18 protein-coding genes and 1 pseudogene are annotated in these 20,901 nt (G+C 43.9%); 7 read left to right on the forward strand and 12 right to left on the reverse strand.

Annotated elements, in window-relative coordinates:
- Positions 1-547 precede the first annotated feature (547 nt).
- Positions 548-1,696, forward strand: a complete 1,149-nt coding sequence (locus MHM87_RS12340) for an iron-containing alcohol dehydrogenase (protein WP_239259324.1) — start codon at positions 548-550, stop codon at positions 1,694-1,696.
- Here the strand turns inward: MHM87_RS12340 and MHM87_RS12345 are convergent.
- The 7 genes from MHM87_RS12345 to MHM87_RS12375 form a co-directional block, all read right to left on the reverse strand.
- A complete protein-coding gene (locus MHM87_RS12345; RefSeq protein WP_075177568.1) occupies positions 1,693-2,460 on the reverse strand; it encodes a DUF1080 domain-containing protein in 768 nt (255 codons plus the stop codon). The genes MHM87_RS12340 and MHM87_RS12345 overlap by 4 nt on opposite strands.
- A gap of 65 nt (positions 2,461-2,525) precedes the next feature.
- The gene (locus MHM87_RS12350) at positions 2,526-3,143 is read right to left on the reverse strand and encodes a gluconate 2-dehydrogenase subunit 3 family protein (protein WP_131138197.1); all 618 of its coding nucleotides are present in this window, start codon (positions 3,141-3,143) and stop codon (positions 2,526-2,528) included.
- On the reverse strand, positions 3,143-4,828 hold the full coding sequence (locus MHM87_RS12355; protein ID WP_015066066.1) for a GMC family oxidoreductase: 1,686 nt from the start codon (positions 4,826-4,828) through the stop codon (positions 3,143-3,145). The genes MHM87_RS12350 and MHM87_RS12355 overlap by 1 nt, the downstream gene beginning before the upstream one ends.
- 44 nt (positions 4,829-4,872) lie before the next feature.
- On the reverse strand, positions 4,873-5,802 hold the full coding sequence (locus MHM87_RS12360) for a TIM barrel protein (RefSeq protein WP_239241389.1): 930 nt from the start codon (positions 5,800-5,802) through the stop codon (positions 4,873-4,875).
- On the reverse strand, positions 5,795-7,012 hold the full coding sequence (locus MHM87_RS12365) for a nucleoside permease (protein WP_239241390.1): 1,218 nt from the start codon (positions 7,010-7,012) through the stop codon (positions 5,795-5,797). The genes MHM87_RS12360 and MHM87_RS12365 overlap by 8 nt, the downstream gene beginning before the upstream one ends.
- A 26-nt stretch (positions 7,013-7,038) precedes the next feature.
- The gene (locus tag MHM87_RS12370; protein ID WP_239259326.1) at positions 7,039-8,106 is read right to left on the reverse strand and encodes a sugar phosphate isomerase/epimerase; all 1,068 of its coding nucleotides are present in this window, start codon (positions 8,104-8,106) and stop codon (positions 7,039-7,041) included.
- Positions 8,107-8,142: 36 nt separating this feature from the next.
- Complete coding sequence (locus tag MHM87_RS12375; RefSeq protein ID WP_069943597.1) at positions 8,143-9,297, reverse strand: Gfo/Idh/MocA family oxidoreductase; 1,155 nt, start codon at positions 9,295-9,297, stop codon at positions 8,143-8,145.
- Between the two features lie 376 nt (positions 9,298-9,673).
- Here MHM87_RS12375 and MHM87_RS12380 point away from each other — a divergent pair, with 376 nt between their 5' ends.
- From MHM87_RS12380 to MHM87_RS12390, 3 genes are all read left to right on the forward strand, one after another.
- Positions 9,674-10,678 carry a LacI family DNA-binding transcriptional regulator gene (locus tag MHM87_RS12380; RefSeq protein WP_239259328.1) on the forward strand — a complete coding sequence of 335 codons (1,005 nt, stop codon included), beginning with the start codon at positions 9,674-9,676 and terminating at the stop codon, positions 10,676-10,678.
- Between the two features lie 54 nt (positions 10,679-10,732).
- Entirely contained in the window at positions 10,733-11,686 is a 954-nt protein-coding gene (locus MHM87_RS12385; RefSeq protein WP_239259330.1) for a sugar phosphate isomerase/epimerase, read from the forward strand.
- Positions 11,687-11,750: 64 nt separating this feature from the next.
- Complete coding sequence (locus tag MHM87_RS12390) at positions 11,751-12,074, forward strand: DUF3392 family protein (RefSeq protein WP_014947959.1); 324 nt, start codon at positions 11,751-11,753, stop codon at positions 12,072-12,074.
- Positions 12,075-12,092: 18 nt separating this feature from the next.
- On the opposite strand, the gene MHM87_RS12395 is transcribed toward MHM87_RS12390, so the two are convergent.
- Complete coding sequence (locus MHM87_RS12395; protein WP_239259332.1) at positions 12,093-15,935, reverse strand: ATP-binding protein; 3,843 nt, start codon at positions 15,933-15,935, stop codon at positions 12,093-12,095.
- Positions 15,936-16,013: 78 nt separating this feature from the next.
- Here MHM87_RS12395 and MHM87_RS12400 point away from each other — a divergent pair, with 78 nt between their 5' ends.
- Positions 16,014-16,169 (forward strand): hypothetical protein, encoded by a 156-nt coding sequence (locus MHM87_RS12400; RefSeq protein WP_239259334.1) that lies wholly within the window; start codon positions 16,014-16,016, stop codon positions 16,167-16,169.
- A gap of 3 nt (positions 16,170-16,172) precedes the next feature.
- Here the strand turns inward: MHM87_RS12400 and MHM87_RS12405 are convergent, their stop codons facing one another.
- Positions 16,173-16,691: an HAD-IA family hydrolase gene (locus MHM87_RS12405; protein WP_239259335.1), complete on the reverse strand. Its 519-nt coding sequence runs from the start codon at positions 16,689-16,691 to the stop codon at positions 16,173-16,175.
- A 280-nt stretch (positions 16,692-16,971) separates the two neighbouring features.
- Between MHM87_RS12405 and MHM87_RS12410 the strand changes: the two genes are divergently transcribed.
- Positions 16,972-17,865 carry a DMT family transporter gene (locus tag MHM87_RS12410; protein ID WP_239259337.1) on the forward strand — a complete coding sequence of 298 codons (894 nt, stop codon included), beginning with the start codon at positions 16,972-16,974 and terminating at the stop codon, positions 17,863-17,865.
- Positions 17,866-18,024: 159 nt separating this feature from the next.
- The gene (locus tag MHM87_RS12415; RefSeq protein WP_239259339.1) at positions 18,025-19,824 is read left to right on the forward strand and encodes a GGDEF domain-containing protein; all 1,800 of its coding nucleotides are present in this window, start codon (positions 18,025-18,027) and stop codon (positions 19,822-19,824) included.
- Between the two features lie 70 nt (positions 19,825-19,894).
- Here the strand turns inward: MHM87_RS12415 and MHM87_RS12420 are convergent, their stop codons facing one another.
- From MHM87_RS12420 to MHM87_RS12430, 3 genes and pseudogenes are all read right to left on the reverse strand, one after another.
- Positions 19,895-20,281: an alpha,alpha-trehalase gene (locus MHM87_RS12420; RefSeq protein ID WP_239259341.1), complete on the reverse strand. Its 387-nt coding sequence runs from the start codon at positions 20,279-20,281 to the stop codon at positions 19,895-19,897.
- A 12-nt stretch (positions 20,282-20,293) separates the two neighbouring features.
- Positions 20,294-20,383 (reverse strand): annotated as a pseudogene (locus MHM87_RS12425) (trehalase family glycosidase); the annotation flags it as partial.
- 195 nt (positions 20,384-20,578) lie between these two features.
- Positions 20,579-20,839: a hypothetical protein gene (locus MHM87_RS12430; protein ID WP_061094013.1), complete on the reverse strand. Its 261-nt coding sequence runs from the start codon at positions 20,837-20,839 to the stop codon at positions 20,579-20,581.
- Positions 20,840-20,901 lie beyond the last annotated feature (62 nt).

A 20,901-nucleotide genomic window follows, 5' to 3' on the forward strand; every position in this document is an offset into this window, starting at 1 on the left:
CCTGCCGCCAGCGTTCAATCTGAGCCATGATCAAACTCTTCAATTAAATATATCGAAATATGAATCGTCGTTGTGACACTCTTAACGAGTGCCCACACAGATTGTCTTGTCTAAATTTTTAAAGAACATTCACTTGAAGCCGTTGCTTCTTAGTGACTCACCCTGTTCGAGTGAGGTGCGCATTATACGCTGGAAGTTTTCGTTGTCAACACTTTTTGAAAATTTATTTTCTGAAGCGTTTCTTCTAAACTCCCATCTTTACTGGCCTATAAAGGTAGTAGAGACTTACTTCAGGAGGCTTGCTGTTTTGCTTTTCCCCCGAAGCGGATGCGCATTTTAGGGAAATGAGCGCTCACGTCAACAAGTATTTTAAAAAAATCCTTATTTTTCGATCGTTTGCATAAACAATGTGCAATACGTTCATAAAAACTACTAATTCACCGCGCTTTTCACGATCTATAAGGTTAGTTAATTGGTAAGTCACGCTGTGTACTATAAATTAATAGAACAGTATTTGAACGTGTACGTGGATTATTGAGGGGGTTGCATGAAGGTTTCTGAATTTAAAACCGCTGGAAAACTCATAACGGGTCTTGGCGCTATTAAAGCCCTCACGGATGAAATGGCGAGATTATCCATAAAGGAATGTGCCATCGTTACTGACAAGGGCGTTTCTTCATCTGGTCTTCTTGAGCAACTACTCACACTATTACCCTCTTCACCCTTACTTATTATTGATGACATTCCACCAGAGCCTGAAGTGAATATCATAGAAGATAAGTTAGCGATACTTCGTGAGAAGCAAGTAGACGGAATTATTGCTCTTGGTGGAGGTAGCGCTATTGATAGTGCAAAAGTACTTGCAGCTACATACGATCATACTGGCCCCCTCAGTGAACTCTTCGGAGAAAATACGCTTTCGAAACGTCGTTTGCCTCTTATTGTTATCCCCACTACCGCCGGTACAGGTTCAGAAGTTACCAACATTGCTATTTTGTCAGATCCGATAGCACAGATGAAAAAAGGGATTGTTAGTCCCTGCCTTCTACCCGATGTTGCGATTGTTGCACCGGAGATGACAAAAACATGCCCACAGTCCATTACAGCAGCAAGCGGTATAGACGCATTCGTTCACGCGCTTGAAGCCTATATAAGTGTAAATGCTAGTCCGATAACCGACGCTCTGGCAGAGAAAGCACTGAAGCTTATCTTCAATTCATTACTTCACGCTTATAACAATGGTGAGAACTTATCAGCACGTGAAGATATGGCCACCGGCAGTTTAATGGCCGGTCTTGCGTTTGGAAACGCGGGCGTGGGGGCAGTACATGCCTTAGCTTATCCACTAGGGGGACGGTTTCATCTGTCACATGGCATGAGTAACGCGGTAATGCTACCTCATGTATTGAAAGTAAATGCGCCGTTCTGCCAAGACAAACTTTATTGTGTGGCTAAGCTTTTAAAGGTATGTGAGCGCCACCACTCAAAAGAGGAAGCAATTAAACTATTATTAGTTGCTATAGAAAAACTGTGTCGCGATGTAGGCATTCCCGCTTCACTCACCCACTTCAATATTCCGCCTTCTTGTGTAGGTGAATTAGCAGAAGAGGCGAGTAAAGTAACTCGCCTTCTTCGCAATAATCCCAAGCAATTGAGTATTGAAGAGATTGAAGATATCTATCGACTAGCTTTTTAAAGTGGTCTTACCCACATATTCTTAAAGCTTACTAAGTTGCCGTGATCTTGTAATTGAAGCGGTGCGCATCCGTGAGCTTTGTACTTAGGTGCACCGATCCATTCTGTTGTCCCTTGAATTTCAGTATGATTCTGAACCACTACGCCGTTATGTATTACCGTAACATAACCTTTCGTTGCTAGCGCTTCACCGTTAAAGGTAGGGGCTTTATATATGATGTCGTAAGTTTGCCATTCGCCAGGGGCCTTCATAGCGTTAACTAAAGGAATAGTTTGCTTATAAACACTTGCCGCTTGACCATTGGGATAAGTTTTATTCTGATATGAGTCCAAGACTTGAATTTCATATCGCTGCTGCAGGAAGATACCACTGTTATTGCGCTGTTGTCCTTCCATACCTGCTTCTGGCTGTGGCGCTTTCCACTCTACGTGCAACTGAACATCACAGAACTCTGCTTTCGTTTTGATATCGCCTGTTCCCGGCTTCACTGTTAGAACACCGTTTTCCAGCGTCCACTTAGCATCACCTTCCTTTACTGAAGTCCAGTTAGATAGGTCATCACCAATTAAAGAGATGGCATCAGAGGGCACGCCTGCCTTATCAAAAGAAACCACTTCAGGAACAGGTTCCCAAACTTCTGTTTTAGCGGCCTGTTGTTCGCGGGTTAACCGCGATTCGCTTTTCTCAGTATCTGCATCTGTCGTTGCGCATGCAGAGAGTGGCATAAGTAAAGCCACAGTTGAAGCGACGAGTGTTTTATTCATAGTGTCAGTACCTTGTTTTATCCGTTGTATAACTGTGTTGTGTTTGGCAGCTCGATAGCGCAGGCTTAGGTTGCCCACGCTTTGTCGCCCTTTTTATAAGGGAATGCACCGTCGTAACGTCCAGGAATAGCCACATATCGAAGTACTTTAGTCGCGCCAACTTGAGACGTGAAAAAGCAATAAAGTGTTAGCTGTTTTAATAACGTAAAGTAGTGAGGGGTTGGCTCATCGGTGCCTGGCTCCCACTGACTTGGCTTTCCTGTTTCAACACCTTGATAAACACCGTTAGCAAGATTCGCCGCTTTCGCTTCTACATCCAGGTCGTTAAATAAAGCCTCTCGTTCTTGCTTGGTAAGCTGAACAAATTGCTTGTTGAAACGACTTTGACATAACGAAGATATTTTCTTAATGCCATCAAGAAAGGTTTTCTGAAGCAAAGGTGTGTAGCAATCGGTTATCAACACAGCCATTGTCGCGCCAACGTTGGCCGCTTTTGCTCCAGGCGTGTCAGTTTGAGGAATGATCACCTCACCCATTTCATTCAGCAAAGCCACATCTTTTTCATTAAATAATGTGTCGCTAAGCGGTACAGCGGGCACATCTGTGTAGGCAAGTACATTACCTGCGAACAATGCTGTGCCTGTAGCAGTTGCTATGAGTTTAAGTAGTTCTCTGCGTTCCATTATAGATTTCCTCGCTTTAACTCTTCTACGGCAAAGTCTGCGGCTCTCGCCGTTAATGCCATATAGGTCAGTGAAGGGTTAACACAGCTGGCCGATGTCATTGCCGCACCATCGGTCACGAATACGTTCGGTGCATCCCATACTTGGTTATGCGCGTTAAGCACAGAGCTTTTAGGATCTCTTCCCATACGCGCCGTACCCATTTCATGAATGCCCATACCAGGTGCGTAGTCTGCATCCCAGCCTTGAACATTTTTAAGGCCAGCCGCTTCAAACATCTCAATCGCGTCTTGCTGCATGTCCTTACGCATCTTAAGCTCGTTTTCTTTAATCTCTACATCCATTGCGAGTACTGGTAAGCCCCATTTGTCGGTGACTTTTTTGTTCAAGTACACTTTGTTCTCGTGATACGGAAGAATTTCACCAAACGCTGTCATGCCTATTGTCCATGGACCAGGCTCGGTTATCGCATCTTTAAGTCCAGCACCTATACCAAGCTCAGCTATGTCTTTGCGCCAACCTGAACGGCTTGCGCCGCCTTGATAACCAAATCCACGCAGGTAGTCTCGTTTATCACTTCCCCAGTTTCTAAACCTTGGCACATAGAAGCCACTCGGTCTGCGACCGTAGGTATATTTGTCGTCAAAACCTTCAACTTCAGCTGAAGCACCGACTCTAAAGTGGTGATCCATAACGTTGTGACCCAACTCGCCGCTGCTGCTTCCTAAGCCACCGTCCCATACGTCTGTGGCAGAGTTCATCAGTACCCACGCCGAGTTAAGTGCAGACGCATTTACAAAGATGATCTTGCTTTTAAATACATAGGTCTCGTTGGTTTCAGCATCGATAATTTCAACGCCAGTCGCGCGTTTCTTGTCTTTGTCGAACAAGATCTCTTTTACTATCGAAAAAGGTCGAAGGGTTAAGTTACCTGTTTTAACCGCAGCTGGAAGCGTAGATGCTTGTGTACTGAAGTAGCCACCGAAAGGACAACCCAACCAGCACTTATTGCGGTATTGGCAATGAACACGTCCTTCTTCGGGCTTGCTTTGTGTCATGTTTGAAGTGCGGCCATGCACCATGTGCCGCGCGCCTTCATAGGCCTTTTTCACCCGCGCCGCAACACTTTCCTCTACAATGTTCATTGGCATTGGTGGCTGGTATACACCATCAGGCAATACATCTAAGCCATCGCGATTACCACTGATACCCGCGAATTTTTCTACGTAGTCATACCATGGTGCCAAATCGTCGTAGCGAATAGGCCAGTCGACTGCAATGCCTTCTTTAGCATTGGCTTCGAAATCTTCTTTGTTCAAACGGTAGCTTTGGCGTCCCCACAAAAGTGAGCGTCCACCTACGTGGTAACCTCTGTACCAGTCGAAGCGCTTGTCTTCGGTATAAGGGTTTTCTTTTTCATTTGCCCACATACCGTACGTTTTTTCATTTAGCGGGTAGTCGCGCTTGAGCACGGGATAATCCACTTTCATTGCTTGAGTAGGCAAGTCTCGGTGAGGGAAATCCCAATCTTCTTTGTGCGCATTTTTATAATCTTTAATGTGCTCGATATTTTGGCCACGTTCTAACATGAGCACTTTTAGGCCCTTCTCAGTTAGCTCCTTAGCAGCCCAACCGCCACTGATACCAGATCCAATAACTATTGCATCATATTCGTTACTCGCCATAACACGTCCTTAAAACTTAATTCGTCGCTGTGCCTGTTCGCACGTTACACATCACAGATATGGATCGCTTGTTGTAGCGACGCTATTCTGTTGGCTTTGGTTTTCGGTGTGGGTATAAACTCTTGTGCTAAGTAGCCTTTAAATCCGGTCTCGACAATGGCTTTAGCAATTGCTTCGTAATTGAGTTCTTGTGAAGCATCTATTTCGTGACGCCCAGGTACGCCGGCCGTATGGTAATGGCCAAAGTACTGATAGTTATCTCGAATAGTTCGGATGATATCTCCCTCATTAATTTGCATGTGGTAGATATCGTAAAGCAGTGAGAAGTGCTTAGAACCTAGGCGTTTGCAAAGTTCTATCGCCCATGCAGAATTGTCGGCCATGTAATCAGGGTGGTCGACTTTGCTGTTAAACAGCTCCATGAAAATCACTACGTTGCGTTTTTCAGCATGAGGTAAAATGCGTTTTAACCCTTTAACCGCATTTTCCAGTCCGTCTTCTCGTGACATGCCTCGGGCATTGCCGCTAAAGCAGATAAGGTTTGTATAACCTGCATCAGCGACCAAATCGATGTGCTTTATATAACGCGCTTCTAGTTCGTCGTGGAGCTCACTGTGAATGAAGCCGTCTTCAAGACTTATCTCGGCGCCGTTACACATAGAAGAATCGATGCCGTACTGTTTTAGCACGGGCCAATCTTCAGGACCAACCAAGTCAATGGCTCCAAATCCTAATTGCTTTACGGTCTGGCACAACTCTTCAATGCTTAAATCGCCGTAGGTCCATCGGCTTACCGAATGGTTTACATTTCCTTTAAGCGGCGTATTCATGGTGTTGCTACCTTTCGTGCCGTTTATACTCGCTATAGCAGGCATCGCAGTGGCTAAACCAGCTGCTGCTAACCCTGTTCCGGCAATGCCTGCCCCTGTCATAGCCATACCTTGAAGTAATTTTCTGCGGGTAATGTTATGCATCTGCGTTCACCTTTTCCTTTCTGAACAGAATGGCGAATAGCACTAACACAACCGCGGCAAACCCTGCTGGGAATAACCAGACCTGCTGCCAACTATGCGCACCGGTTTCCATCGTGTAGGTGTCGGTAATTGCGCCTGCCACTGCAAAGCCCACCAGCATACCTACCCCATATGTCGCTAAGGTAATTAGCCCCTGCGCTGCACTTTTTACGTTTTCTCCCGCCTTTGCATTGGTATAGATTTGCCCTGATACAAAGAAGAAGTCGTAACAAATACCGTGCAGTGCAATACCAACAATAAGCATGAACAAACCTTCGTCAGCGTTTCCGAATGCGAACAGTGCATAACGTACTACCCACGCCGCCATACCTATCACTAACGTGGCTTTAATGCCGAAACGGTTCAAAAATACTGGCAGAGCCAACATGAACAACACTTCGGAAACTTGACCAAGTGTCATTTTGCCCGTTGCATTTTCAACGCCTATTTCCGTAAGGAAAGGATTCGCATTCTGGTAGTAAAACGCCAGTGGAATACAAATAAGTACAGATGAAAGAAAGAATACAAAGAAGTTTTTGTCTTTTAACAGTGCCAACGCGTCCAAGCCAAGAATGTCGCGTATAGTTACCGCTTTACCGCCAGATTGAGGTGGCGTGTTTGGCAGTGTAAAACTGAATACGCCCAACATTAGCGAGGCAACGCTGCACAATAAGAACGTGTTTTTGAGCATACCATCGGCAATAGACTGGGCAGAATCCCATGAGAAGACATAGCTAATCATAAGGCCTGCCACAATCCAGCCGATAGTGCCCCACACACGAACTTTTCCGAACTCTTTGGATGGGTCAACCATTTGCCCGAATGACACTGAGTTAACCAAAGCAAGCGTAGGCATGTACGCAATCATGTAAGCCAACACATAAGGGTAGAAGCTGGCAAAATCATTCGCTTGATACATAAAGTACATAAGCACGGCGCCAACAATATGTAATAAGCCGAGGATCTTTTCTGCATTAAAGAACCGGTCAGCAATAAGGCCCACAATAAAGGGGGCAATGATGGCGCCCCAACTTTGGGTTGAGAAAGCCATGCCGATTTGTCCACCGTTGGCAGACAGGGTATTTGATAGATACGTGCCTAATGTTACAAACCAGCCTCCCCAAATGAAGAACTGGAGGAACATCATCAAACTAAGGCGTAGGGTTATCATAGTTATTGTTATCCTATTGATGGCGCTTAGCGCTCAAGGCCTAAAATACGATTATTCTTCGCTTCACTAACCTCTCCACCAGCAAAGTCGTCAAACGCATATTTGCTTGGCTCGATAATGTGTGAAGCGATAAACGGTGCACCTTCTGCTGCGCCTTGCGCACTGTCTTTTAAGCAGCATTCCCACTCAAGTACCGCCCAACCTGTGAAGCCATACTGGGTAAGCTTGCTGAAAATACCTTTGAAGTCGACTTGGCCGTCGCCAAGGGAACGAAAACGTCCCGCGCGGTCTTGCCAGTCTTGATAGCCGCCGTACACACCGTTTCTGCCGTTCGGATTGAACTCGGCATCTTTAACGTGAAACATTTTGATCCGGCTGTGGTAGCGGTCAATAAAGTCAAGGTAGTCAAGCTGCTGTAAAACAAAGTGACTTGGATCGAAAAGAATATTTGCTCGTGGGTGGTTATCTACAGCTTTTAAAAACTGTTCGAACGAAGCGCCATCGTGCAAGTCTTCCCCAGGGTGAATTTCGTAGCATACGTCAACACCCGCATCGTCGAATGCATCGAGAATGGGTTTCCAACGCTTGGCTAATTCAGCAAAGCCTTGCTCAACCAAGCCAGCAGGACGCTGAGGCCACGGGTAAACCAAGTGCCACATTAGCGCACCAGAAAAGGTAGCGTGAGCTTTCAATCCTAAGCGCTTGCTGGCAATAGCCGCACATTTGAGCTGATTAATTGCCCATTCGGTTCGCTCTTTTGGCTTGCCGTGTAAGTGCGCCGGCGCAAAGTTATCAAATAACTCGTCGTAAGCGGGGTGAACCGCCACTAGCTGACCTTGTAAGTGCGTAGAAAGCTCAGTGATTTCTACGCCTGCGTCTTTACAAATTTTAGCAATGTTGTCGCAGTACTCTTGGCTCTCGGCTGCTTTTTCTAAATCAAACAGACTAGGGTCAGTAGGTACCTGTATTCCCTTGTAACCAAGCGACGCTGCCCACTTCGCCATATTTTCGAGCGTATCGAACGGCGCTTCTTTTCCCATGAACTGAGCAAGGAAGATAGCCGGCCCTTTTATAGGTTGTTGATTAGTAGCCATAAGCGCTCACCTTTTTCATTGTATGTTTTAATTGCATTACTGCGTTCCTTCCTGACTGACCGACTCCCATTTGGTGTCGCTGTCAGTACTGGCAAGCATGGCATCTATAAATACCATTCCGCGTATGCCTGAATTTATTCCTGGAACGCCGTCAGCTTTACCTTTTTGATTCGCGCGTACCGCTTTTGCAAAATCGGTATACAAGTTTGCCATTGCTTCTAAGTAGCCCTCTGGGTGGCCAGCTGGAACACGACAACGTGCAGATGCAGCATCACATAACCCAACTTGACCCTGGCCGGCTCTAAACACTTGATAAGGGGCATCAACAGGGCGATAGATAACGGAGTTTGGCTCCATTTGACGCCACTCCAAGCCACCTTTGTCACCGTAGACGCGGATCTTCAATGCGTTTTCTTCACCAGCACAAACCTGTGAAGCAATCAGCACACCTGATGCGCCCTTCTTAGTTTTAATAAGCGCGGCGCCGTCGTCATCTAAACGACGTCCTTCAACATGCGTGTTTAACTCGCCACATAACGAGGTAACACTGTCGTTTAATACAAACTCAACAAGTCCAAAGGCATGAGTGCCGATGTCGCCCATTGCGCCCGTTGCGCCAGAAATTGCTGGATCGGTACGCCACTGCGCTTGCTTATTGTGCGTTTCTTCTTCGCCAGACAACCAGCCTTGCGGATACTCAACATACACTTTTCGAATTTTGCCCAGCTTACCGCTTTCAACGAGATGACGTGCTTGCCAAACCATAGGATAACCAAGGTAGGTATGAGCCAAGCCGTAAAGCGATTCACTGGCGTGAATAACATCTTGAAGCTCTTTTACTTCTGCAAAGCTAACCCCTGCTGGTTTTTCACAGAAGACATGAAAGCCCGCCTTTATTGCGGCAAGTGAAATAGGTACGTGAAGATGATTAGGCGTTACGATAACCACAACCTGCATGCGCTGCTGCTCAGGTAATTTGGCTTCTTCTTCTAACATTGACTGCCAGCTATCGTATGTACGCGATGTTGATAAGTTCAATGCAGAAGCAGTACGCGTATTATTTTCTTCGTTGCGGCTAAATGCGCCACACACCAACTGGTAGTTCCCATCTAACCCTGCGGCATGACGATGCACGGCACCGATAAACGCGCCTTCCCCGCCTCCGATCATTCCCATTCGAATTGGTTGCATTGAAATTCCTCTGTGTGCAAACGCACTATTGGTGTTACTAATGCCACAAAATGTAACCCGTTACATTTTAATGGTCAATACAAAAAACAGCATTTTATTAATCTAAAGTTTACAAATGGCGAGGTAATACCGGGGCTTTACTACCTTTAACCGCCTATTCCTGCACCAAATTTGAACATAACACTAGCTCAAATTTACATAAATCCTACAAATAACCTTTGACGTTTTAATGAAAGTGCGTATTCTTTTGCTTAAAATGAAAACGGTTACATATTAATTTCACGTAAATTTTGAATTCGCTACCATCGTATAGACCACACCTCTACTGGGTTAGGTTTACAATGCGCGAGTGAATTAACAAACAACAATAACGTAAATGGCAAATATTAGAGATGTAGCAGATAGTGCCGGCGTGTCGGTCGCTACCGTATCAAGAACATTGCAACAACCTGAGCGTGTTTCTCCTAAAACGCGCAATAAGGTGATGGCCGCTGTTCAGGCAGTTGGATATAAACCTAACTTAATGGCAGTTAAGTTTCGCTCGGGAAAAACGCATAATTTAGTGGTACTGGTGCCTACGGTAGCAAACGTATTTTTTGCCCGTGTTATTAGCGGTATGCAGGAAGCGGCAGCCGAACTGGGCTATTCCATTTTACTTGCCAATACGCTTGGTAATAGTGAAATAGAAAGCCATTACGCCAAGATGGTAAGTACTTCTCAGGCTGATGGGCTTATACAGTTACGTGCGCACAACCCATTTGATGCCACGATGATCAACGACAATGGCCTGCTTCCCATGGTGAATGCCTGTGAGGTGATTGACGATGGTCAATATCCTGTTGTGTCGTTAGACAACCGTGCTGCAGCCAAAGCAATGACCGAGCACTTAATTTCATTAGGCCATACCCGTATAGCCATGATCAAAGGACCTAATTCAAGTCCGCTTACCCAAGAACGCTTGGTTGGATATAAAGACGCATTAGCGCAAGCCAATATTGCCTTTGATGAGAGCTTGTTGTTCCCGGGGGATTTTTCATTACAGGCCGGATACAACGCAGGGGAAACCATTAGTCACCTTCAAAGTAGACCCACCGCCGTATTTTGTGAGAACGACGAAACGGCTATTGGTGCCATGCAAGCCTTCAAGCAAGCCAACCTACATGTTCCTAATGACATATCGGTGGCAGGTTTCGATGACATTGCGTTTTCAGCATTTGTGGATCCACCGCTAACCACTATTGCTCAACCTGCAGAAGAATTTGGTAGAACGGCGGTTACGCTACTGGTGGACCTTCTTAACGGAAAAATTCGCAAGGCCCCCAAAGTTATTATGCCGTTTGAACTAATTGTGCGTGAGAGCACGGGCAAAGCTTTGGGTTAATTGATGATAGCGATGCGTCATCACCAATGTACCACTACAGAAAAGGAGCAAGCAGTGAATTTAAGTAAAACAAACTTAAGTAAGACAGCAATTTTAGACGCGGCCAGTAATATTGGCTCTGGCGTTTCAAGACGACAGTTCATTAAATATTCATCTGGTTTACTGGCGGCTATGAGCGCTCCTGCTGTTTTGGCACGTACTAGTTCGGTTCAGGGGCATGGCAGTGATAAAGGAGCTATGATGAAGGGCATGCACAAAAGTGCTGTTGGTCTGCAGCTTTACACGCTTAGAGATATTATGAAAGTAAGTGTGCCGGCTACGCTTAAACTGGTCGCCGATGTTGGTTATTCGGAAATGGAATTTGCAGGCTACTTTGACCATAGCGCAAAGGAAATTAAGCAACTGCTTGATGACAATGGCCTTACTGCGCCTTCGGCTCATATTCAGTTAGACGCGTTCGATACTAACCTGACACAAATTTTAGATGACGCACAAACCGTTGGTCACAAGTACTTGGTAGTTCCTTGGCTTAGCGAAGCGCAGCGCGGTACAGGCATTGCGCCATACCAAGCCCTTGCCGATAAGCTAAACACTATTGGTGAAGCCTGTAAGAAAGAAGGTATTACGCTTGCCTACCACAACCACGATTTTGAATTTGAAGTACGTGACGGAAAGACACCATTAGACGTGCTTATAACTCAGACCGACCCTGATCTTGTTGCCATGGAGCTGGATTTATACTGGACGGTAAAAGCCGGTAAAAACCCCGTTGATTACTTTAAGCAGTACCCAGGCCGCTTTAAACTTTGGCATGTAAAAGATATGGCCGAAGACGGCAGCTTTGCTGATGTGGGCACAGGCACGATTAACTTTAAAGAGATATTCGCGCACGGCAAGTTAGCCGGTATTGAACATAAATTTGTAGAGCGCGATCAAACCACCGACCGCATTGCCACTATAGAGCAAGGTTTTAAAGCAGTAAGCGCACTTAATAAAGGCGTTAGCTAACGCTTTTGGCCTTGCCGTGGTTATAATGGGCACACAGTAAAAACGTCATAATAGTAGTAATTTTATGAGTGAACTTTTCAGTGCCCTTTCTCGCGCCTTAAGCCCCTATTACACCGAAATGAGCATTATGCTTATGGCCACTATTTTAGTGGTGTACGGCGACCTGATTAACGGCCATGTAAAACGCATACTGGCACCTTACCATTTCACCATTCGCGTTAGTTTGTTTGTAGTGCTGTGTGCCTTTGGCTATGGCGCACTAACCTTGTACGGCGCTCCGTTCTTAAAACACACCCTAGCCTACTTACCCTGGCAGTACCAAGGTGCAGGCTATGTAGCATCGTTTCTGTTGATTGGCTTTTTGGCGGAAAGGCGTAGGTATATTTAGTACTGTCAGATCTTGTCTTTACGCTACTGTTTTATTGTATTGTTCCACAAACTTTTTGGGCGGTAAGTTCATGACCTTTTTAAAGGACGTAGAAAAGTAAGCAGCGGTGCCAAACCCTACGTCCAAACAGGTATCTAGAATGCTATTGCCCTCGAGTAATAACGGAATGGATTTTTCAATTCTAAAGCGTGAAAGAAACTCGCTGAAGTTGTAGTCAAACAACTCTGACATCCGTCGGTTCAAGCTTCTTGGACTTATCAATAACTGCGAGGCTGCCTGATCTCTATTGAATGACTCATTGTGATAGTTCTTTTCCAATACAGCGATAAAATTTAAATAGAACGCCATATCCTTTTCGTTATCAAACTCGGGAATTTTCAGGCATCCGAATTTAAATGCTGGCTCTTCACTTTCCTCTTCTTCTCGTTCTTTTGCTTCTCTGACCGACAGCAAATGCTCAACCCTAAGAGTAATTTCCTCATTAGATGCAGGCTTTGCCAAGAAATAATCCACCTTCTCTTCTAATGCTGATTTTTCTAACTCAGCCCCTGTTTCAGCGGTTAGCATAAGTATAGGGATATTGGCATAGCTAGTATTGCTGCGAATTGCTTTTGTTAAACTCAGTCCATCCATTTCGTGCATCATTTGATCGGTGATGACTAAATCGACCAAGTAGTGCTGCATGACATCTAACGCCTGAACACCATTTCGCGCGACTAGACAGCGATACTTGCTAGAAAACATATCAAACAAATAAGAGCGAAACTCTCTGCTATCATCAACAATTAATATTGATTTTTTATTCGACTTAGCGTTTGCTGGTGACAATTTTTCAGCATGTGAATTTACGTATTCAATATCGTCAATGGGTAAAGTGACGGTAACTTTTGTTCCAACACCTTTTTGACTCTCTAAAGCAATTTCACCTTGGTTCAATTCAACTAAAGTTTTGACCATTGCTAAACCGATGCCAAGACCTTCGTGTTCGCCGCTCCCTTTGGTAAACCTTTCGAATACTTTATTTTGTAGATGGTCTTCTATTCCTTCTCCATCGTCACTTACGATAATTTTAAGCATTTTGCTATCTTGTGTAGCAACGACTTTTATCGTGCCAAGCTCTGGAGTGAACCTAATTGCGTTTTGAATTAAGTTTGCCAAGATTTTCTCTAAACTGTCATTGATAAGGGAAATCTCTTTTTTCCCCTTAATGCGCACCTCCAAGCTCTGTCTTTTCTGCTTAGCTAATGGCTCCAATGATAATGCGATAAACTTTATATTATCTGGTGAGTAAGTCCTGTAGTAGTCGGCAGCAGCCGAAGCCTTAGGCACATCTTGGCTCATTTGATTTACTAACTGCTCAACTCTCTTCATGTTGTCCTGAACGCAAATTAGTTCTTTACTCGCTAAATTGGACGTATGAGACATGTTTTCTAACGAACCGTTGATGAGTTGAATAGGCGTGCGAAGTTCGTGCGTGATTTCGTTAATGAATCGCTCTTTACTACGGAGCATTTTTTCAAATTTTGATTGCCCATCTGTTATTTCGTAGCGGGTAAGATGGTTGTAGGCTTTGGTTGTTTTGAATTTCTCATATAGCTTACTTAACACACCCACTTTCCATAGGCATAAGACTACTGCTAAGGTAACCAAGTATATTATATACCCAATATAAGAAGTCCAAATCGGCGGTTCTATTTGGAAGTGAATTGTCAGCTCTTTTGAAGGCCCTTTATCAGTTGAAATGTTTACTTTGAGGGTATGAGCACCAGTATTCATGTCACTCAATGTTAAGTTCATCGCTGGTTTGTTATGGAAAACCCAAGCGTCGTCATCCAATTTAAATTCAATGCCCCTACTTTTATTGTAGAAATCACTGACAACAAAGTTAAACGTTACTTCCTTAAAACTTCTGTCGAATTTAAAGTCGAAAGACTCAGGAAAATAAACGATATGCTGCCCTTCTCCATCGCTCCACTGAACGTAACTAAGAACAGTCGACACATCCATAGCTGAAAACGTATTGAGACTTTCAATTAGCTTTTTCTCATCCAGTAAGTAACTATATTTATCTCCTTTGACTAGCACTTTCTCATTTAACTGTTCGAAACTTTTGTACTCAAAGTCTGTATCGAATAGTCCAAATTGAATACCTACTTTAGAAGCTGACTCGCTGTGATGGGGCTTAATAAAAAGGCCCATATTAGATGCAATCCAAAGGTGGTTTTCTTCAGTAACCATGGCTCCTCTAATAAATCTTAAGCTTTCTAGGCCTGAAATCGCCGAAGAACTCACAGAACCGCTTTTCTTATCTATTTCTTTTAATCCAGCACCTGATGTACATAGTAAATATTGTTCTTCTAACTCTATTAAACACTGGAGTCCAAACCAGTGGCCTTCTTCAGCAGTAATCGTTCGCCAATTAAATTTAGATAACTGAAAATGGACGTCATCAAACTCATCAAATGCAGCGAGCTCTCCACCGCTCAAGAGGACACTGTAGACAACTCTCTTAGGTGCTTTAATGATGTCTTGTATAGTGTTATCAACGACATAGTAGTAATTCGCCTCCTCTCCATCATCAAAGTAGAAATAAAAGGCGTTTTTACTCTCGATGATAGAGTGTGCGAAGCTACTCTTACAAAGTAATGAAGGACTAAGTTCTTTTAGCTGTAGAAAAATTTTCTCTTCTCTGGAAGTGCAAAAATTTGTGTCCTTTTTTTCTGAGAATTTATTTACCAACTCTCCATTTCGCTCGTTTAGCGTAAAAAGGCCATTCTCAGTTCGAACAACTGTTTCGGTTTCGTTTGTTGATGTTTTCTGAATATTTTCTCTTAAGACACTACCTTTAAATGACACTAAGTTTGTCACTACCTTTGTTTTAGGTAATGAAATTAAACCTAATTGAGATGAAGCAATTAAAATTGAATTGAAAGGGCCTATTGCTATCTTGGTTATCGATCTAATCGATTCAGACGTAAGTATTGGATTCATGAAAGAAGGGGCCGAAAACTTCTCACCTTCTAGCATTAATAACCGACCATCGGAAACCCAAATCTTTCCTTCATCGTCTTTGACCACATCATGAATGAAAGTCCCGCTAATTCCTTCGGTTGGAATATAACGCTCCTTTCTACCTAAAATATATAATCCTTCTATACCGCCAATATATAACTCGTTATCTATCACCTTAATGAAGGTTGCACTAGAAAGTAGTGGTAGTGTATCGCCCAGCTTAAATTCTTGAGGGCTATTTTGAGTCCCTTCAATTGAAATATAACCTTTGTCGGAAGCAATATAGACATCATTGTTGTTGGCAAAAAGAGAGTAAACACTGTTTAATTTAAAGGTTTTTAGCTGAGAGTTTATACTCGTTGACCGCCCTGTTTTTTTATCTACTTTAATAACATCGTCAATTAATGAGAAATAAAGATGCGTGGGTGTCATCGCCATACTCCAAACAGAGCTCGACCAATCACGCTCGCTGAACATTTTTTGCGACTTTTTGGTTTTTAAATTAACTTTAAAAACGCCCACTCCGTACTCAACAATCCAGAGGTCAGAGTCATTCATATGAATATCAGAGATAATTCCCGTAGCCTGATCGAATGTATTGAACTCTAACTTCTCGGATTCATTTCCAATTACCTCAAATACACCATTTTCAGCAGCTACATAGACTACTTTATCGGATACCTCCAAATCGCGAATAACACCTGAAGGAATCCCATCGAATGAAGTCACTCCTTCCAAATTAATACCAATTGCCTGGCTCAATTTTGGAATAATTAGAAAACAAAATAGAAGTATTGAGACACAAGCGTGGATTTTCAGCCGAAATTGATAAACTGTCTCAGTAAACATGTCTTACATCCCTGTCCAACTATTACTTTATGAATGCTCACTCGAGCTTGAGAATCAATAATATAAAAAGGAAAAGACATGAATATCGAACAAAAAACAAACATGCAAGAGCTTGCAGACGAAGAGTATACTAAAGTATATGGTGGAGCCATTTCATCAGCATTTAGTAAAGACTTTTACGTGATTTTGCCGATAGGACCTATAAAACCGAAGAAACCGGGAGTTAATGATTGATATTTAAACCAACAACCACCTCATCCCAGCATTCTCGGCGGCTTGCTGGTCATAAATAAAGTCGCCTACATACAGGCAGTCTTCAGGTTGAAGCTGCCATGTGTTCGCCACCATCAGTAATGCGGTTGGGTCGGGCTTGGCTGGGGCATCTTCGCGGGTTAGCACGTAATCGATGGGAATGCTGTTATTTGCTACCTTAATTGCGGTGGCTTGTCGGCAGTTGCGGGTAACGATTGCCATGGGGAGCTTGTGTGCCTGCACCTTTTCCACCATGGCTTTGCCAATGGGTAACCACTTAGCATTTTGCGCATCGTCAAGTTCGTGCTGCAATATAGCTCGGTGCGCACTCGCTTTGGCTTCGGCGCAGCTAAGGGCATCTACAAAGGTAAGAATATCTTCGTTTTGTGGGCAGCCCACGTCGGCGCGCATTTGCGTGAAGTTAAGGCTAGATTCTACCAAGGTGCCGTCTAAATCGAATATTACACCTTTAATGCCGGTTAAGTTCATCTGCTCAATACTCACGCTTTTTTAGCCCTTTTACTTCGCTGTCGTTATTGCAATTAGTAAGCGCCTGCTCAGAATCATGCAGCACTACTCTTACTCTTTTATTTTACCGCCAATATAATGCCACGAAAGCCATTAGCCTTCAGTTACGTTTGCTTAAGGCTTCAATATATTTAGTTAAAAACTACTGATGTGATTTAAGTTTACCCCGCCCACACCTTGCATTAGCATAGCCGCTCTTTTTGGCAAGCTACTTATTTACCCCTGCATTTTGTGGCAAAGTTCTAACAGGTAATTTATGGGTGTTTTTGCTGCGCTAGGTACAGCGCTTTGTTGGGCAATTGCTGCGCGTTTATTCCGTGGAACGGGTAACGCATTTTCGCCGCTTACCATGAACTTTTGGAAGGGGCTTATTTCTATTGCCATTTTGGCACTGGTTTTAGTAGTGGTTCAGCCAACGGGGCTTAGTACTCATGCTATTTTGTGGCTATTGCTTAGCGGGCTTATTGGTATAGGCATTGGCGATACCTGCTTTTTTAAAGCCTTGCAAAGCATTGGCGATAGCCAAGCGGTGTTGGTCGCCGAAACCCTTGCGCCTTTATTCACTGCCCTTTTTGCTATGGCGTTTATTGGCGAATGGATTACCTGGCAGCAGTGGGTTGGCGTTGCAGTGGTACTGTTTTCGGTAGATATGGTTATAAAGGTACGTAAACGCAGCACTACTCATGTATTTGCTACCAGTGGCTATTTGTATGGTGTGGGCGCGGCGTTATGTCAGGCAGTTGGTGCCGTAGTTAGCCGCGACATTTTAAGTGCCGGTGAAATTGACGCTGCCAGCGCTGCGTTCTTACGCTTAGTTGGCGGTATGGTATTTGTGGTGCCATTTATAGCCATAACCAAAACGCGCTATATGCCCGTTATTAACTATGAAAGCGACAGCGGAAAACGTGTATGGCCTGCTTTTGTGTTAGCCACGTTACTTGGCACTACTGCTGCTATTTACCTACAAATGTTTGCATTCGCTTATGCGAAAGCGGCCGTGGTTCAAACCCTTGTTGCTACAAGCGCATTAATGTCGCTAGGGGTTGCATGGGTACTTGGTGAACGGGCGACTAAAGCAACTATTGTATGGTCTGCCGTTGCCTTGGTTGGAGTAGCTATATTGGTTAGTTTTGGTTCGCCTACCCATTAGCAATATAGGGTAAATACCTAACACATGCTTATATAGCCCAACGTTTTAGAGAATAGTAGACGCATTAAGATACAAAAAATACGTAACTTTTAGGTGCCCCTTGTAGTAGTTCGGGGTTCAAATCGATATTATGAAGAAAAAACAAAAACGTTATTTCTCATGGTTCAAAGGTTATCCTTAACAGTATTCTCTTTCTTGAGCGTTGCGCTAGCTTCTTTTGCTGCATTGGCAAACGACAATATCGATGCCGTTATCGAAAAGGTACGCACGCCTTCCTATGACTGTCCTAACCAGTCTCTATTTCCTGAACTTGAAGACACACTCGCGCTAGAGTCGCTTACTTCGCAACAACGTTTCGCGTTAACCGTAGCCAAAGGGCAGTTTTTAATTTGCCGTGGTAAGTACGAAGAAGCTGAAACTATACTGCTTAAAGCCATTATGCAAAGCAATATTGATGAAAGCTCTTATGCGTTTGCATCGGCTATTTATCAAATTGGCTTTTCTTATGACGCCAGAGAAAACCCAGCACGCTGTAAGTACTACCAACAAGCCCAAGAACTATCATCGCCCGAGCGCCACAGCGATATCTTTACCAGCTCTTCTTTAGGCCTTATTAACTACTGTTCAGAAACCACTTCACCTGAAATAAGATTAGGTAAAATGTTTGGTGTGCTTAAGCGTTATTCAAACGACGGCAGCCCCGGTGAGTTAGCGCATATTCACAACGCAATTGGTTTACTATATGGCGATTTAGAGCAACATGCCTTAGCAGCAGAGCAATATCTAAAAGCGCATGAAATGGGCTTGCTTGTATACGAAGGAAGTAACAAGGTAAGCATTCTTATTAGTGCCATTGTATCGCTGTTAAGTAGCGGTCAAACCGACAAAGCTTATCAGAGCATTTTAGAACTAGGTGTACTCAATAGCGAAATAGACACACCGCTAACCAACTTCTTGTATCAGTATGCACTGTCTATTTACTATAGAAAGACACAAAACTACAACCGACTTACCTACACCCTTCCCGATTTAGAAAAAGCGTCTTCGAACATCTCGAGTTCGTTAGGCGAGCTTCTTGTTAACTGGCACAAAGCTGAGATTTGCTTACATGACAACGATCTCACCTGTATTAAGCAGTATATATCAGGTATTGAAGCGTTAAATGATGATGCGATACCGCCGGTCTTTCGTTCAAATTTGGATTACCTTAGCTTCAACGTATCCATGTATATCGCACTGCAGGACTTAGCTAAGGCGAAAGAAGCGCACGAGATTTATTCTAAAGAAGTGACTAAGCGCCGTGAAGTTACTCAAGACTCGGCCTTAATTATTGGTGCAGCTAACTTGTATACCCGCATTTATGATTTGGAATCTGCGATTGAACAAGCGGAACAGCAACGAAAGAACACGCTGTATACCGCTATTATTATTTTCCTTCTGGTAAGTGGTATTACTGGCTACGTACTTCGTAGAAAACACCTTGCGCGCAAAGCCATCGATCCCGTTACTCTGCTACTTAATGCGAATTCGGCGATAGCCCGCATTAACAAGCTTGATGCGCCGAAAAAAGGCCGGGCCATTGCCATTGCTATATTCGACATTAGCAACCTGCGTGAAATAACGCGGAAAATGGGGTCAACAAAAGGTGATTTAGTATTACGACAAATTGCACAAACTCTTCAAAATGTTACCCGCGGTAACGATATTTTAGGACGATTTGGTACCGAGCAATTTATTTTATGTCTGCACAATATTGAAGAACGAAGTGCACGACAGTTTTTCGATCGCGTACAGAACGCGTTAGACAATACCTTTGAAAACGATGCGACTTCCGACCATATCATGGTTGAGTCGCAGATGAGCGTATTTATTGCTAACGAGAAAATTACTGGGCTAAACGACATACTCGATGATATTGCCATGTCGATTGATATGGGTAACCGCTCAGGCGACAATTAATATCTACACAACCCAAAACGCGCGGCCCGTTGTTACGGTACCGCGCGTTTTTGTTTTAATGGTAGCTTGTTTACTGGTTCAGATATGTCTGAAAACGGGTATACACGCCATTGGTCCACCCGAAACCTAGCTGTACGTCGTATTCACCGCCACCTGCTTTTATTTCCGGTTCGCACACATTGTACTTTTCAAGTAGCACACCGCTTGATGCAAAGTGACGCTCAATGGTTTTACAAAAGCGCAGCATGATGGTTTGAGCCTGCATTTCAAACCCATAGTTGCGCAGCCCTTCAACGGCAAACAGTTGAAGCGGTGCCCAGCCATTTGGCGCATCCCATTGTTGCGACGTAGCGTTTGAAGTGGTTACCACGCCACCTTTTTTTAACAAGATGTTTATTGCGTTAATTCGCGCTGTAGATGCCGCACTGTAGCGCGCTTGCTCGGCACCTTTAGTCACGCTTGCCAGAGTCTATTTAAGCGTTACCAAAAGCGCATTTAAATCTACGGGAATAATTTCAGTTGTACGAATACTTGCCAATGAATTGGGATTAGCTAGCCAGCGCGAACTAAAGTCCCAACCCGATTCGCAAGCCGCACGAACATGCTGGTAAACTGACTTTTGTCAGCGCCTATGTGCTCTGCTGTTTCAATGTCTTCTCGATAAGACTCTGGGCGAGGCGTAGGCTCGGTGTCGAAGTAAAAACAAAGAAGTCTTACCGAAGTAAGACTTTTTTCAAATCGAAATACAAAACAATTAAACTTTTGCTAGCTCGGGCCGGTTTGGCTTAAAACCTTGTGTGCTGCAAGAATTGCGTTTCGTTTCTAGTGCGCTTAGTTGACGCTTAAGCCATGACTTCTGAATACCTGACTTAGCTGCGTCCATTTCAGTGCTTACGCGAGTGATTTCTTTTCCGACGTTCACGCATGCTTTCTTATTCGGTTCAAAGCCACCATTAGCTAAAACAGAAGAAGAAAACATTAAAGCTGATACTGCTATAAGCGTTTGCTGTTTCATAAGAGTCCCCAACTACTCGTTATAATCCCGGGTTAGTGTCATACCGTAAGAATAAGCATATA

It is taken from the genome of Alteromonas sp. Cnat3-28 (assembly GCF_022348265.1).
Lineage (GTDB): Bacteria > Pseudomonadota > Gammaproteobacteria > Enterobacterales > Alteromonadaceae > Alteromonas > Alteromonas macleodii.